The following is a 15,624-nucleotide window of genomic DNA, read 5'->3' as shown; positions in this document are numbered from 1 at the left end:
GGTCCGAATGCCTCGGTTGCGTAGCTCATCCAACTGCTCGACTGGAAAGTCCATGCCGTCCATTACCAATACAAGATCCGGATTCAGGGTAGCGGCCACTGAAGCTACAGGATCCTTGGGGCCAGCGATCGACACTCGGCTAACGAGCCCCTGCAGCGTAGCCACCATCGCTTCGTCAATCGGCGAATAAGGGAGCCCCTTGCCTGTTGAGATATACATAATATGGAGCGGTCGGAACTTAACGTCCGGGTGAACGGTCTTGAACAGCACATCCGCTCTGCCTCTCAAGTAGCCTTCCTGGAACCCGTCATAAAGCCCCTGTGCACGGCCTCGCTTTTGCCAGGAAACACGGACCCGGATCGCACTCTTTCTTTTTCCTCGACGCTTCCACCCGCTTCTTGCGCGCGCGTCTCTTCGGAGTCTAAGCCGACGGCGATTGCGGATTCTCTTTTTGGCCATGTCATCACTCCTTGCACTTGATTCAATGCAGATGTTGTCAGTTATAGCAGGAGCACCTCTATACGATCTTCATTATCACGCTAACCACTCTAACAGACGATGGACACGGTGCTCATAGCGATGTTTATTGAAGGTCGTCTGTACAGCACGAAGCGCGATCTCAAGCCTTTCCTGTTCATGGGATAAATAATATCGGATCTTCTCCATCAGATCCTGTGGCGACTCAAATGTAACAATATCAACTCCTGGTGTATACATCTCGGCCAGCTCACTCCGAACATCCGTCATCTGAAGTGTTCCACAAGCCGCTATCTCGTACGTTCTAGGATTCAAGGAGGAGCCTGTGAGTCCATGCACGTTATGATTATCGTTGCCCGGATCGACCGGACGATGGATATTCAATACAATTTTGGCACCGTTATAAAAATGGCAGCAGTCCAATGGGACAGTCCATTCTTTTCGGATCGCTTTGCGGTAGCGATCGTACATAGCGAGCCGGTCCCAGAATCCTCCGCCAATACGAATATCGTATTGCAGCAGGAAATCGGCCAGTTGATCAAAGAGCGCAGCTCGATTTCGAAAGGCATTGCCGATAAAGCCAACATCATGCACATGTGTCGGCATCACCTTCATCGGGCGGAAGGTTCGCGTATTTACCCCAAGCGGCACATGGTGGACCTGAGCACAGCCAATCGCTTTATAGAAGGGAACGCAATCTCTTTCATGCGTAAAAATGATATCGTAATGCGGTGCGGCTTGAGCCGTATGTTCCGAAAAATAGGGATCATCAACAAACCATACCGCCGTTCGAATCCCCTCTGCTCGAATTCTTCCTACATGCTCAAGATGCGTGTTAGGGAATACATGCAGGCCATTCATGATCAGAACAGCATGAGGCCTCATTTCGAGCGCAGCTTCGAGCATCTCATGGGGACCTACGGTCCGGCATTCCGCAGTGAGCGCTACAAGCGCATCACTCACCCCGCTGTCGATGGCCTCAAATCCTTGCTGAACATAAAGAATGCGCAGAGAGCTGCGAGGGAGTGAAGGCTCAGGTGATGCAGCAAGCAGCGTTTCACATCTGCCAAGCCGATAGCCTTGGACAAAGCCCTGTTTGAACCATGCCCCTTTCATGATGCGCTTCCCGCGTGTTCGTCGTCCTTTTCTTCTCATGACTGATCGAGCTCGTTTCATCCTGATCTCCTTGCCTGGGCCTTCTATGCATTAGCACCCCAAATATAATCACTCTCAATATATGACTCCGTCCATCCAAATTCATGGACACCTGTCTTTGGCTAAGGCAAATCAGGCGCATGTCCATTCTTCATTCGCCTACGCCTAGATAAGAAAGAGACGCAAAGCACCCCGCATTCGCCTTATGCGGCAAGCGGGGTGCTTGAATCATGCCTTGGCGGCATATGCCAATTGATGACCATCCTCATATCCTTTCGCAAAGCCTTGATTGAATCCCTCCTCATAGGCAGTACCGTAGCTTCGATTGAACAGGACGCCTTGCTTGACGCGCCCTCTCTTTCTGTGCTTTCTTCCGCGAAGGCTTCTCCCTTTTAGGCTCTGCTTCAGCTTCTTTCCACGCAAGGTTCGTGTGCGCTTCGATCCTCTTCGAACTGCACCAAGCTTGCCTGACGATGATTTTCGACGAATACTCCTCTTCTTCAAGCTGCTATTCCTCCTCCACTCCTTGGGCCTTTGACACATCGAGCGGATAGTGATGATTTAGCCAGGGTGCGCCTGCATGCCCCTGCTTGATCTCTCTCCATCTCCAGCCGGTTACAGCGTGGCATAATGCCTGCTGGTACTGCGCCAGTGAGACAATGTTGTCGTGAATGAGATGCGATTGCTGCAGGGATAACTCCGATATGTCGGAGAGCTGCTCCAGTAACCGAGCGAGCGCGGCTTGACTGCGGGCCATCGCCTCGACCATTTTGATCTTGGCCTCCGTCTCTCGGTGATGCTCACGAAGCATGCTCATGACGAGTGGCCTCCTGCATCCTCACTGCCGTCCCCTTGGTAATGGCCTCTCGATTGCTCAACCAATAGCACATTCATATTGCGTGCCAAGCTGTACTGAAGCTTTGCCAACCCTTCCAGCACTTCAATAACCTGCTCATGTATTTCAATCGGCTCATTCAATTGTTCCAGATGGGTAGCAAAGGCCTGCTGATTCAGATGATTCAGCACCCAATTTCTATTTTTCTCCGCTTCAAGCGCCTTAGCCTCAAGTATTTGCGCAACATTCCACTGCATCTTGGCCATAGCTTCAAGCATGGTCGCATACGCATGATCCCGGCTCACCTGAATCACTCCTTCTATTCCAGATCCTCACGAGCATCTTGTATTTCTCGCATAATGAACTGCAGCTGCAGCGCCATCGCGTCCTCAAGATCGGATAGGCTGTTTAAGTAGGCAATCAGGTTGCGCGTCACCTGCACGGATTGCTCCTTAAGCCCAGCTAGCCCTTCGAATTCAGGATGAAGATCTGGCAGATGATGAATGATATGAGCCATACGAACCGCTACCTGACGTTCCGCATCCAGCACCCGTGCCATATGGGATTGGGTATGCGACATATGCTGGATCATCTCATTAATGTTATGCTGCATCGTCATTCCTCCATAGTGCCTATATAGCCTGTGCCTTGTCTGTCATTTAGCTAGAAGTACGCATGTCTCTACAACATATGCCGAGGCCTTGCTACTGTATACGGCCAATTTGCCTAATTCATCCATAGGGATGCGGCAAATGCATTTACAAGTGATAAGAGAAGATCATCGGAGCTGCGATAAGAGGCAGTCCCTCTTGAAGCTTGCTTCTCTCTGCCTCGCTTCGATTGGTGACCCTTCCTTCCATGGACCATCTTGCAATCGCATGCTGGCTGACGAATTCGTGGCAGCTTCCACCCTTTCGTTGGTACCAGCGGCCATTCTCCGTCACAAAGATACCGCCGTCTGGGATGCTTCCATCCCCTGCCGTCCGCTCGTTCCACTTTGCTTCAGCTGTCTTGGCATCCATCACCGGGCCTGTGCCGTAGCCAAAGAGATCGATTTGAGAAAGCTTGACGACAGGGATGTGAACGGGGCCAGTTAGCGGATATTTCGTTCCATGCTCGACCCAATAGATTGTGTCGCTAAGGCCTGTCACGGCTATGTGACTCGGGTAGAATGATTGGGCCCTGAGAACACCCCTCTCCTCGCGAGCCAGATTCGACCTCACCCGGTTTACCCAATCATGTGCGTTGGCCCATTTGGCACTAAAGAAGGCGGCATTCTTGTCATTCACTTCCTGCAAGCGATCGCCAAGCGCCTTCATGCTCTGGCTGCCCACATGATGAATAAATGTATCCCGTGCAATCATTAGTTTTCTTCCCGTTAGACGGGTTCGAATAATGTAATCATCATCCTCGTAGTTGCCAATAGCGTAGCCCTCATCCATATACCCAATCGCTTCAAATGTCTCCTTTCGGAGCAAATAACAAAATCCGACGAGCCGATCCGTCGGCTGCCACAAGCTTGCATTCGATACGTTGTGCCTCGCAGCAAAGGTATGCATATGATTTAAGTTGTTATAAGGAACATTGATTTGCTGGGAGCCCCCAATGTAATTGGTCACGGGCCCGACAATACCTATGCTCGGGTCACTGTTTAAGACATTCAATAGGTTGGTCAGCCAATTCTTCGTCACAATAATATCGTTGTTCAACATGCAGATCGTTCTGCCCTTTGCCATCATGAGGCCAGTATTTACAGCTCCTGAGAAGCCTCGATTCACCTCGTGTATATGAAAGCGGAGCGTGCCTGCACACGACTCTAGATACTGAGCACTTCCGTCGGTGGAAGCATTGTCTACGACGATGATCTCATGGGGATTCGGCGTATGCGCCCGGATACTCTCTATACACTGCTTCAACAGCTCCAGCTTGTTGAAGTTCGCGATAATAATGCTCGTTCCGTCTAGGGGAACCTCATATTCATCCTGCCCTCTGCGGAGCCCCTCTGCATAACCAAGCGCATATCCGCTTTCGAATTCGTCGTGATGTACAATTCTACGGGAAGACGGCTTTATCCGCGGCTTCCCTCGCACGAGTCGCTTCGGCTTCCGCTTCAGGTTCCGGCGTGTGCGGCCGCGAACTTTTCGGAGCAGCTTCGCCATCTGACTCCCTCCATCCTTTAACATGATGTTTGTTCGGGTTCACCCTAGAATCCCAGCTCACCACTCGCAATCTTATTAGCCAGATGGCCGAAGTCCAGTGCGACCTTTCCGTATTGTGAAGCAATGCGCTGCGTAATAAGGACCGCTGGAATGCCTGCCGCAACTAAAGCAAGATCAAAGGAATAATGTCCGACCTCTGCCAATATGCGCGGCGTATCCCGAACGCCCATTACCGGCGTAATGATCCCTGCAATCTGAATTCCCCTAGCGAGAAGCACTGCTGCAAGCTCCTCTGCGGCGTTGCCGACGACCAGCACTCTCCTTCCCTGCATCAACCGATTTAAGAAACCGTACTGAGCGAGCATGTAGTTGACCGTCGAGTAGGTAAGACGCATTTGCCGTACATCCATGCCGTGGGCTCGGAAAGTGGGGTACATCAGACCTTGGAAGTTCGGCGCTCTCGAAGTAGGAATTCCAACAAAGGTCGCTTGTCTTACGGCATTTGCAAGCTGATCCCGATACTCATGATCAGGGATGTCGATCCCCGCATAGCCTAAGAATGGACCTTCCTTGCGAACAAGTCCAGACGACAATACGCGATCGTGAGCCAAGGCAAGCAGTTCCCCATCGCCGAGGCGTACGACTGATAATGGCTCTTTGCGCTCCAGTGCACGCTCCATATGGGCAAAGATGTCCGCGGGATCGATCAGCGTCTGCAGCAGATGACGCACCTGCTCGAAGCCAAGCGCGATCACATGCTCCACCGGAATGTCAGGCAGTATCATATGCTCTGGAATGAGTCTTGCCAGAAACCCTTCTCCGCCCTCGTACTTCCCTTTTCGAAACCCATCCTCAAAGGCAATCTGCCGCTCTCCTTCTACATCGATGAGCAAATCTGCAGGTGCCTGCCTCAATCCCCTCAGATTGCGGCGCTTTTTCAGCCGATTCCCTCTCTTGGAGCCCCGCTTGTGACGCTTGGCTGGTCTGCGCCTAGGCCCACGCTGCACACGGGCAGAGCGCAGAATCGAAGGCCGCGACTTGCGGCGCTTCGCTCTAGCTTGTGAACCGAGCAGTGTCACATGCTCACCACCCTTCCCGATACGCTCCAGATAGAACCCGTTCCCACCAGGAGCGGTTATCCACATACCATTGAACGGTCTCCTTCAAACCTTGCTCAAGCGTCTTCTTCGGCTTCCAATCGAGTTCTCTCCGTGTTTTGTCTGGATTGATGGCATATCTTCGATCATGGCCCAAGCGGTCTGTGACATATGAAATGAGCGATTCCGGCTTATTCAGCAAGCCAAGGATGGTTCGAACCATCTCGATGTTCGTCTTTTCTTCATGACCGCCAATATTGTATACTTCTCCGATCCTGCCTCGCTTCCAGGCTGCGGCTATCGCAAGACAATGATCCTCCACGTACAGCCAATCCCGGATATGAAGTCCGTCTCCGTAGACAGGAATCGGTTTATCTTGCAAGGCATTCAATATGATCGTTGGAATAAGCTTCTCGGGAAATTGATAGGGGCCGTAATTGTTGGAGCAGCGCGTAGTGATGACAGGCAGCCCATAGGTCTTCATATAGGCACGAGCCATAAGGTCGGAGCTTGCTTTGCTTGCTGAATAGGGGCTGTTGGGCTCAAGAGGCGAGCTTTCGCTGAAGCTTCCTTCATCCCCAAGCGCTCCATATACCTCATCGGTGGAGATGTGGATGAAACGGCCTACGCCATGCCGTCTTGCCGCTTCAAGAAGATGGAAGGTGCCAAGCACGTTGGTGACGACAAACTGTTCCGGGTGCGATATGCTTCGATCCACATGCGATTCTGCTGCAAAGTGAAAGACGGCATCGTAGCTTCCATGCTGAAAGAGCCGCTCGACGTCAGCGGCATTCGAAATATCCGTCTTAAGAAACGTATAACGCTCGGATTCATCATACGGCTTCACGTTATCGGGATTGCCGGCATATGTGGGCAGATCCGCGTTTGTAATATGAAGGGCTTCCTCCATGTTCAGCATCGTTCGGATAAAGCAGCTCCCGATAAAGCCCATTCCTCCTGTTACCAAGAGCTTTTTCATGGCTGCACCCCCCATAGCCTCACAGCGGCTTCCTGCAAGGAGTCAAAGGTGCCTGCATCCGTCCACCAGCGCTGTAAAATATCAAATGATAATTTTCCTCTTCTGGCATAGACATTGTTCACATCGGTAATCTCCAGTTCTCCTCGAGCCGATGGAGCAATCTCAGCAATATGCTTGAAGACATCTGTGTCATACATGTAAATGCCTGTTACGCAATAATTAGACTGCGGCTGCTTCGGCTTCTCTTCTATGAGCAAGATCCGTTCAGGTTGGTCTGGATCAAAAACAGGGACCCCGTATCGCCTTGGATCATGCACACGCTTAAGCAGAACTCTCGCCTCTCCCGAGGGCTGTTCTTGAAAGGCGTGCACATAAGGCTCGAGATCGTCCTGAAACAGATTATCGCCAAGCAGTACGACAAAGCGCTCCCCCGGCACAATATAAGGTTCAGCCAGCGATAACGCCTGAGCTATGCCGCCTGCCTCTTCTTGAATCGCAAACGTCACTTTTACCCCAAAGGCACTTCCGCTACCGATGTATTCCGCATATAAGCCCGCCGACATCTTGCTCGTCACGATAAAGAGCTCTCGAATGCCCGCGGCACGCAGCCGTTCGATCCCGTAGCTGATCATGGGATGCTTGCCGACTGGAAGCAGATGCTTGTTAACAAGCTTCGTAAGCGGATATAAGCGAGTACCTGTTCCGCCGGCCAATATGATTCCCTTCACCCGTCTCCCTCCTTAAATGAAATGATGGGGATCAATGCTCCATTTTTCTATAAATCGGGCATAGTTGCGTTGAATAAGCTCCGTTAAAGCATGTTCGCCATGCTCCTTGAAGCTTGCGCTACCGTAATGATGAACGAACACATCACCACAGATCATAATGCCATACCCGCTCATACGAGCGCGAAGACAGTAATCGTCGTCTTCAAAGTGCCCTGGGCTGAATCGTTCATCCAACAGTCCGATGTCACGAATGACTGATCGCCTAATCGCTAAGCACAGCCCTACAACACGTTGAACTCGCTGATGCTTCTTTGGATCCAGTTCATTCCACTGTCGGGTCAGACGATGAAATTGCTCCAAATCCCCGTACTCCCGATGAACCAGCTGCTTGCCGCTCGCATAGTTCGTCGTGGGCCCAATGATGCCCACGTCTTCATTCTGCTTGAATGCTTCCAGTATATTATCGAGCCAGCGATAAGACACAATAACATCATTATTCAAGAGAATCACGATATGTCCGGAGCCAAGTGTCATCCCGATATTGCAGGCAGCGGGGAAGCCTCGATTATGAGCAAGAGATACGAAGCTCAGATGCTCCTCTCTGCAGTATTGAACTGTGCCGTCAGTTGATCCGTTGTCAACCACAATAATCTCATAAGGGGGAGTGGTATGAGCACGAATCGCTTCCACACAAGCCTTCAACAGATAATGACGGTTGTAAGTCGGAATGATGATGCTTGCAGCATATGGCTCTATTGATGATTGCCGGGATGCGCTCATTCTCCGTTCCTCCTTATCGCGATTCTCCGCCTGCTGTGCTGAAGCTCATCTAACGAGCTGCCCTTCCAGTTACAGATTGTGTGTAAAGCTTCTAGATGATCACCCAGAATAAGCTGAGCAACCTGATTGTTCGTCCCGGTGTTTGTTTGTCTCACTTGATTATGTGTAATGACATCAATCGTCGTAGGCGCCTCTGTACGAAGGCCGTGAAGCAAGGCAAGTGCTTGTGCCCGTGGAGGCACGCATAGTGCCTCGATCCCTATCGTATCAATGGCCTTACGGCTTAACGCATGAGGTACTGCTGTTAAGGAGTTCGCCTCAAGGTCGGATCTGCCTAGGCAAGCGTTCAGCCACTGCTTACAATGGCTAATCGAATCCTGTTTGGCAAAAGGCGGCAGAAGCGGACTAAGATTATTCAGCGCCACATCGACTCCCTGCGTTATAGACCATAGCAATGCTGCAAGCTGCTCAGCTGGGATCGGGATATCGCTGTCCACGAACAATACAGCATCTGCCTTCGCGAGCTTCGCCCCAATCGAGCGGCCTACATCATGGCCTACTCGTTCTGGATAATGAACAATAGTAGCATGCGGAGACACAACCCGCGCTTCCTCCAAAGTACGATCCGTCGAGCCATTGACCACGACGATCATCTCATCAACGGCTAATCGGTTGATTTCCTGCAGGACTTTGCCAATATGCCCCTCTTCATTCAGTGCGCTCATGACAACGGCAAATCTCAACGATGAAGGGATGAGTACAAGACGCGGAATCTGCCCAGGGAGTGCTCGTTCTACCCCTCGAAGATAGGTTTCTCCGAAGCGTTGAAGCTGTTCGATCGTGTGAAGCCGCGGTGCTGCCGAGTCTACAAATGCGGCATATTTTTTTCGGAGATGAAGACTCAATGAATGAGGAGAGCTTGAAACGAACCCTTCCTGCTTAAGAAGCCCGCCATCTCGTTCACCTGCACTCACAAGAAGCTCAACAAGCGACTTAGAAAGTCCTGTCTCCCTTGCGCCATGAAGTTCCTCTTTGCGATGAGATCCTTTCGATCTTCCACGCTGCTTGCTGCCGGATCCTCTCTTCCCTTTTAGTCCCTTTCGTCCTCGAGACCCTTTTGAAGCGTTCCAGCTTGATTTGATGACTGTTCTTCTGGTCACGCGGGTTCTTGTCTTGCTGCGTACCTTATGCTGCTTAATCATGACAACTTGTTCCTCATGCTCAGATGGTATCAACTCGAAATTCTCATTCATGAATGGTCCCTCACAATCTGCCGATTGCGACCTAGATCGGTATAGCCTCCACGGCTTCCAGCCTGTTCTGTCAGCCAGCGAATGGATTGCAAATGATCATTGTCGATTAGTGGCTCCAACGGATCTTGACGAAAATGCTTCGCACGAATAGGGTTCAACCTGCCAACATCGACTGAGGCAGAGCGCACAATCGTCAGTCCCTTGTAGATAGCAGCAGTTTGAGCAAGCGGTGGAATAGACAAGGAATCCGCCCCAATCGCCTCAAGCGCTCTTCGGCTGATCGCATGAGGTACAGCCGTCATCGAAGCGCCTTGCAGGTCTGGACGTGAGCATAAAGCATTCAGTGCATGCTTGGCCAAGACTACCCGGTGTACGTGGCTTTTGTTGACAGGCCCAGAATAATTATTCAATGCGACATCTGCTCCACGGAGTATATCTTGGACAAATGGGCGCAGCCGAGCTGCTGGAATGACCATATCCCCATCGATAAAGAGCAGCACCTGGCCTTTTGCTCCAAGCGCCCCTGACGTTCGCCCCACATCATGTCCTAACGCTTCTTGATGCCGAAGTACGATAGCGCCTTGACGCTCTGCGATGCGGTCAGAGCCGTCGTGCGTGCCGTTAGCAACCACGATAACTTCCGCAGCCTTATGAATCTGCCTCGCTTCCCTCACAACCTTCCCAATGGTTGCTCGTTCATTCATGACAGGTATGATGACGGACACGACAGGTTCTGGATGAGGAGCAATGTACGGATATCTTGCTGCTTTCCCTGGATAACTGCGCTTGCCCCGAACCGTTTTACGGCCCCCTGTTGTTGTACGGCGTATTGATCGACGCTTAAGCGTCCCGGATGATGTGCCGCCTCTGCCCGCTGAATAGGCGCCTTGGCGCGCAGTTGAAGACTGCTTCGGTCGTCGCAACTCATACACCTCCTGCTTACGTGGATACATGCTATTACCAACCATAGTATGATGGGGGAAGAGGGCGGGAACGGCATTTGTACACACCGAGATAAAGACACAGCCTATCGCATCATTCGAAGGAGCCCCTCCTTGCGCAAGATTCCATCGCGCATGAAAATACCTCTTCGCAGCCATTCAAAGTTGAGCGACCGCATAAAGAGGTAATCGTTATCGCATTTAGAATTTTTCAATTAAAGCAGCATGCATAAATTCTGTAATGATAGCGAAGGGTCGGATAATCATTCCGATCCCCAACCCTTCTAATCCTTAAGAGCTTATAAATGGGACTAATGTGCACATTTAGCTATTCGCATGCTAATTCCGACTCACCCATGGCAATCCAAGACACTTGACCGCTCGATTCTGGAGCAATTCTCATCCTGACAACCTCTATCACAGCTCCCGCGGCATGCTGCTCCTTAACGGCCGCATAGCAGGTCGATTGATTCGTAGAGACAACAAGGACATAGCTTTCATTCGCATATGGCTCCTCAAAGGAGATCAGCAATTCAACCTTCTCCTGCGTAAGTCCAATTTCGAAGCTTGCATGGCCGAACTGCTGAAGGGTATCCTTCTGCCTTGCATTCGTTCGAACGGGATTGAAGCTTAAGTGTCTAGGCAAGATCACCTCTGCGCCTATATGCTCCTCTTGGACAGCTCCTTTCGCCAAGCTGCGTGAATGCACCGATTCACCTTGAAGATGAGCGCTGCACACACTTCCTGGAGCCAAGTGCTCGGATTGGACACTGCCAACATCAAGACCGGCCTGCTGCTCCATCTCTGGAATCAGCAGCTCGGCTGCACCCTCAAGAAGTGCTGTTCTCATCGAGGCAGCCCATTCCAGGAGCACCTCAGGCTGTAAATGCTGAAGCCCGATCGCATGTTCACCAACCTGCTCTCCCGTAATAATCTCTCTGGTGCTGGAGTCATCTTGGCTCCATCCACGCTGTGATTGTTCGATTGCTTCTTGTACGTAAGACTCAAGCTCCTCCAACAAAAGTGGGGCAAGATGTCGGCGATCAATGGCTGCATCCTGAAGATGAGCAGATCCAACGGAATGGAGAGCAAGCTTTTCTCCATCGACTGCCCCGTCAGCAATAGCCTCACGCTTGATCGACGCATCGTCCATATGGTACGCCTTGATGGATTGGTCTCCAATATGATGGGACAGCACAGACAGATGCACCAGATGCTCGGACTGAACGCTCTCTGGGGCAAGCTTGGAGGAAATAACGCTAAAGTCATCCAAATGCTTAGCTTGAATGGCACATTCCCCAATTTTCTCTTGGCTCACGCTGCCGTTTGCAAGCTTGCTATTGGATACGGCCCCATCGCGCAAATGATCGCCTCGAATGCTGTCAGCTTGCAAATGCTCCTCCGCGATGCTTTGCTGCTGCAGGTGATGAGGCAGAATCGATCCTTCTGCAAGATGTGCCGAGATGATGGCGCCTGCTTGAATGTGGAAACTGCTTACTGATTCTTGGCAAATGTGCTCATGACTAACGATGGAAGTAGCCAAGTGCTCGCGCTGAACAGCCTGAGGCTCAATGTGTCTCGCCTGCACAGCTGCTGAAGCAATTGTTCGATTATCAACGATGTCATGGCTTAGATGCTCGTTAAGAATACTGCCTTCTGCGATCGCGTCCGTATTGACAGCCCCAGCTGCGAGATGCCTCGTATCAATGGAATGCTCCTGAATATGCGCTCCTTCTACAATGCTTTCTTGAAGATGGCGGCCTGCAATCACTTGATCCTGAAGATGCCGCTCCTCTATAAGTTCGGGCTGCAGGTGATACCCGCGCACAGCCTCAAACGAGATATGTTCAGTCTGAACCGAGTCAGCAGCAAGGACGTCGGCATCAACGGCATCAACAGCAAGCTGCTCTCGTTGGATCGCGCCATCTTGAAGATGTCTGGTTTCAATGGAGCCATCTTCAAGCTTCTCTCCGCGGATGCTTCCATCCTCCAGATAGTCGCCAACAAGCAGCTCGGGACTGAGATGAGCAGGGGAAATGCTGCCCTTTTTCACATGATAGGCCTGAATCGCTTCGACTCGAATATGCTTGCCTGCAACACTCTCCACGCCAAGATGCTCTCCGGTGACGGCTTGTGGTGCCAGATGAGTGCTCTGAATAATGCCGCTCTTTAGCATTCCGCCGTGAATGGAATCCTGCTGCAAATGGCGTTCCCCTATGCTGTTGTCCGCCAGATGACGCTCCTGTATGGCCTCATCCGCTAGATGCTCGGACGCTATGCATTCTTCCTGAAGATGCTCTCCAGCTATGCTCGCTGCCTGCAAGTGGCCCGTGCTGATCGAATCCAGCTGCAAGTGCTGCCCATTAATGCTTTCGTCCGCAAGCTTCGAGGCTGTAATCACTCCGTCTTCTAAATGACGAGTAGAGACGCTCTTCAACGCCATCTGTGCCCCTGTTACAACCTCTTGACCAAGATGGCGAGTCTGAATGCTTTCACTGGCAAGCTGTTCGGCGCCTACACTTGCCTGCGCTAATTTGTCTGTCGTAACAGCCCCTCGCTGAATGGCAAACGTGTCGATGGAGTCGACGCTAAGATGATCCGTTTGTACCACACCTTCGGCCAGATGCCTCGACGTGATGACTTGATCCTGCACATGCTCCCGCTTAATTGACAATGGAGCAAGATGCTCAACATGAACGCTCTCAGCAGCCAGCTTCTCTCTTGTTACGGCTCCTTGAGCAAGCTTGCTCTCCACGACCGCCATGTCGCTGAGCTTGTCGCTTGACACGCTTTCTGGAGACAGCTTCAAAGAAGTAACGACATGATCAGCCAGATGGTGCGAGAAGATGACGCCTGCGCCTAAGTGACGATCGGTTACAGCTTCTTGCGCCAGCTTCTCGCTAGTGACTGCCCCGCTCCTTAAAGCCTCGGTCTGGATTGCTCCAGCACTCATGTGGCCGCCATGAATGACCTGATCCCCGATATGATAGTCCTGAACCGAGCCTGCCTGCAGCGCAGCAGAGGTAACCGCCTCATCCTGAAGATGATGGGACTCCACGCTTCCAGGTTGAAGCTTCTCAGAGCTTACACTCTTCCGTGCCAGCTTGGTTTCCACTACTGCTCCATCCGCTAAGATCGGAGAGGTTACACTTGCTTCGCTGAGCTTCTCCCCTGTAACTGCACCATTTTCCAAATGAGACGCTATGACGCTCTGCTCAGCCAGGTGAATGCGCTGTATGGCCTGTGGGGCAACAGCTCCACCCGTAACCGAGCCATGGCGCAAATGATGAGCGCCAATCGAATCCCGCTCAATATGCTCCCCGCCAATGGATTCAGGCTGCAGGTGCTGGCTGTTGACCGACAGCGGAGCCAGCTGCTGGGAGCCAATCGAGTGCTTCGCCACATGCTTGCTTAGAATGGCCTCATCTGCAAGCTTTGAAGACACAATAGCCTGATCTGCGATCTTGGAAAAGGTTACGGCATGATCAACAAGCTTTACGGTCGTCACAGCTTGATCCCCAAGCTTCGCTGTCGTAATCAGTTGATCCTGTAAATGGGCGCTTTGAATGACCTTTTTGCCGATATGCTCCTCACCGACAATGTCACGTTTAAGATGCTCTGGCTGAATCGCCTCTGCCTGCACATGAGCGCTGCTGATGCTTGACGGCTGAAGATGCGAGCCTCCAATGCTCGTTGAGGCTAAGTGAGTCCCCTGGATCTGCTCTTTCCCAATATGCTTCGCTTCAACTGCTTCTTCCTGAAGCACTCGACTCGTGACGCTATGATCTGCAAGCTGTTCCTCCTGAACGCTTCCGATCGCAATCTTCTCGCTCGTAACGGCTCTCGCACGCAGCTTGGAGGTTGTGACCGCCTCATCCCCGAGCTTCGACGTATCTACACTGTCGTTTGCTAGATTCTCTGTCTGGACTGCTCCGCTTCGAATCTTTTCCGTCGTGACGGATTGATCCATTAATAGCTCGCTTGAGATCATGAGCCCGCGCAAATGCTTCGTATCAATCGAGCCCTCTGCAATCTTCGAGGAGTCGATCGTACGGTCTGCGAGCTTTTCACTTGTGATGCTTCCATCACGCAGCTTTCTGCCGGAGATGGATCGATCACGCAGCTTCGATCCAGAGATCGAATTTGGAACAAGGTGTTCCTCGGCGATTGATTCCGAAGCAATCTTCGAGCTTGTCACGGCACCTTCTTGTATCTTCATGCTCGTAACCGAGTAATCCTTTAGCGTATGCTCATCAACGGACTCCCGTTTTATTCTTGAACTGTCAATTGAATATGGAGCGAGCTTCTCGCTAGTCACCGACTCATCTGCGATGTCATCTGTGTAAATAATCGCCTTCGCTCGCTGCTTGCTTCGCTTCTCTTCCATGCGAGACACCTTTTCCACTTCACTTAGCGGTGTTGCTGCTTCAACGGATTCAATAGCTCTTTCGAGCGTTCTTCCCGCATTTTCCGTGATTAACGGTTCAGTCGTAGTGGAAGCAAGAACCGATGGTTCTTCTTTCTGAAGCTCCTGAGCGATTTTCAAATTGTGCGAGGTGACAAGATTAAAGCGCGAGTAAGGCTGAATATTCGCCTCTCTCTGATCATTGGCTACCCAGCTCTTTGTAATAATCTCTTCCTTGCCGAGCTCGGCTGTGCCAGCTCCTTGCCCCGTATGAGCTTCTGTGCCTGCAGCTTCTTTTTGAACCTCATTTACTGCTTCAGCCAGATTCTTCTCTACTGGCATGGTCAATGGTGCAACCGCATTTACCTTAACGGTTTTCTGAGAAGCATCTGATTTCTTTCTGCTAGACATCTTATCGAGCATTCTCAGCTCAGATGTATTCGGGTTGTCGACATAGTATAGCGGCTTCTTCGCCTTCACTGACGAGCGGACGCCTTTCTTTTTTTTCATTTTCGCACTCCTTCCGAGATAGGCTCGCGTCTATAGCTAAGGCATCATATGCGAGGATGCGCCCACTCGTCACAGAAGTGTTCACGTCTTTGTAAAAGTTTCTAGAAATGAAGCAGCATGAAAAAGGCATCCTGCCTCCATTTCATGAGACATGATGCCCTCCACGCTTCGCTACAGCATTCCAGATAGTCGGTTCACTTCACTCGCCCAGCGCTCAGCCGTTCTCCTCCAAGTAAAGGAAGCCTGCACACGCTCAACCCCTGCACGACCGTAGCGCTCCCGCTCCTCTCCATTTGCAAGCAAAC

At 51.4% G+C, this 15,624-nt stretch carries 13 protein-coding genes and 1 pseudogene; all 14 read right to left on the bottom strand.

Annotated features, from left to right (window positions below):
• A pseudogene (locus I2H74_RS24485) lies at positions 1 to 459 on the bottom strand (spore maturation protein cgeB); the annotation flags it as partial.
• A gap of 75 nt (positions 460 to 534) precedes the next feature.
• Positions 535 to 1,653, bottom strand: coding sequence for a CgeB family protein (locus I2H74_RS05085; protein ID WP_324254008.1), 1,119 nt, complete (start codon positions 1,651 to 1,653; stop codon positions 535 to 537).
• Between the two features lie 207 nt (positions 1,654 to 1,860).
• The gene (locus I2H74_RS05080) at positions 1,861 to 2,136 is read right to left on the bottom strand and encodes a hypothetical protein (protein ID WP_195573494.1); all 276 of its coding nucleotides are present in this window, start codon (positions 2,134 to 2,136) and stop codon (positions 1,861 to 1,863) included.
• 4 nt (positions 2,137 to 2,140) lie between these two features.
• Positions 2,141 to 2,449, bottom strand: coding sequence for a hypothetical protein (locus tag I2H74_RS05075; RefSeq protein ID WP_195572165.1), 309 nt, complete (start codon positions 2,447 to 2,449; stop codon positions 2,141 to 2,143).
• Positions 2,446 to 2,772: a restriction endonuclease subunit S gene (locus tag I2H74_RS05070; RefSeq protein WP_195572164.1), complete on the bottom strand. Its 327-nt coding sequence runs from the start codon at positions 2,770 to 2,772 to the stop codon at positions 2,446 to 2,448. Before I2H74_RS05070 ends, I2H74_RS05075 begins: the two co-directional genes overlap by 4 nt.
• A gap of 14 nt (positions 2,773 to 2,786) precedes the next feature.
• Positions 2,787 to 3,080: a nucleoside-diphosphate sugar epimerase gene (locus I2H74_RS05065; protein WP_195572163.1), complete on the bottom strand. Its 294-nt coding sequence runs from the start codon at positions 3,078 to 3,080 to the stop codon at positions 2,787 to 2,789.
• 145 nt (positions 3,081 to 3,225) lie between these two features.
• Positions 3,226 to 4,626 (bottom strand): glycosyltransferase family 2 protein, encoded by a 1,401-nt coding sequence (locus tag I2H74_RS05060; protein ID WP_195572162.1) that lies wholly within the window; start codon positions 4,624 to 4,626, stop codon positions 3,226 to 3,228.
• A gap of 44 nt (positions 4,627 to 4,670) precedes the next feature.
• Positions 4,671 to 5,771, bottom strand: coding sequence for a GT-D fold domain-containing glycosyltransferase (locus I2H74_RS05055; protein ID WP_229106412.1), 1,101 nt, complete (start codon positions 5,769 to 5,771; stop codon positions 4,671 to 4,673).
• Positions 5,710 to 6,702, bottom strand: a complete 993-nt coding sequence (rfbB, locus tag I2H74_RS05050; protein ID WP_195572161.1) for a dTDP-glucose 4,6-dehydratase — start codon at positions 6,700 to 6,702, stop codon at positions 5,710 to 5,712. The genes I2H74_RS05055 and rfbB overlap by 62 nt, the downstream gene beginning before the upstream one ends.
• Positions 6,699 to 7,430: a sugar phosphate nucleotidyltransferase gene (locus I2H74_RS05045; protein WP_195572160.1), complete on the bottom strand. Its 732-nt coding sequence runs from the start codon at positions 7,428 to 7,430 to the stop codon at positions 6,699 to 6,701. The genes rfbB and I2H74_RS05045 overlap by 4 nt, the downstream gene beginning before the upstream one ends.
• Positions 7,431 to 7,442: 12 nt before the next feature.
• Positions 7,443 to 8,210, bottom strand: coding sequence for a glycosyltransferase family 2 protein (locus tag I2H74_RS05040; protein WP_195572159.1), 768 nt, complete (start codon positions 8,208 to 8,210; stop codon positions 7,443 to 7,445).
• Positions 8,207 to 9,463 (bottom strand): glycosyltransferase family 2 protein, encoded by a 1,257-nt coding sequence (locus I2H74_RS24480; protein WP_229106411.1) that lies wholly within the window; start codon positions 9,461 to 9,463, stop codon positions 8,207 to 8,209. The genes I2H74_RS05040 and I2H74_RS24480 overlap by 4 nt, the downstream gene beginning before the upstream one ends.
• The gene (locus tag I2H74_RS05030) at positions 9,460 to 10,386 is read right to left on the bottom strand and encodes a glycosyltransferase family 2 protein (protein WP_229106410.1); all 927 of its coding nucleotides are present in this window, start codon (positions 10,384 to 10,386) and stop codon (positions 9,460 to 9,462) included. The genes I2H74_RS24480 and I2H74_RS05030 overlap by 4 nt, the downstream gene beginning before the upstream one ends.
• Before the next feature lie 346 nt (positions 10,387 to 10,732).
• Positions 10,733 to 15,319 carry a WIAG-tail domain gene (locus tag I2H74_RS05025; RefSeq protein ID WP_195572157.1) on the bottom strand — a complete coding sequence of 1,529 codons (4,587 nt, stop codon included), beginning with the start codon at positions 15,317 to 15,319 and terminating at the stop codon, positions 10,733 to 10,735.
• Positions 15,320 to 15,624 lie beyond the last annotated feature (305 nt).

This window comes from Paenibacillus sp. 1001270B_150601_E10, from assembly GCF_015558675.1.
GTDB lineage: Bacteria > Bacillota > Bacilli > Paenibacillales > Paenibacillaceae > Paenibacillus_B.
The sequence above is the reverse complement of the archived record's forward strand: the minus strand, read 5'-3'. Positions and strand labels throughout refer to the sequence as shown.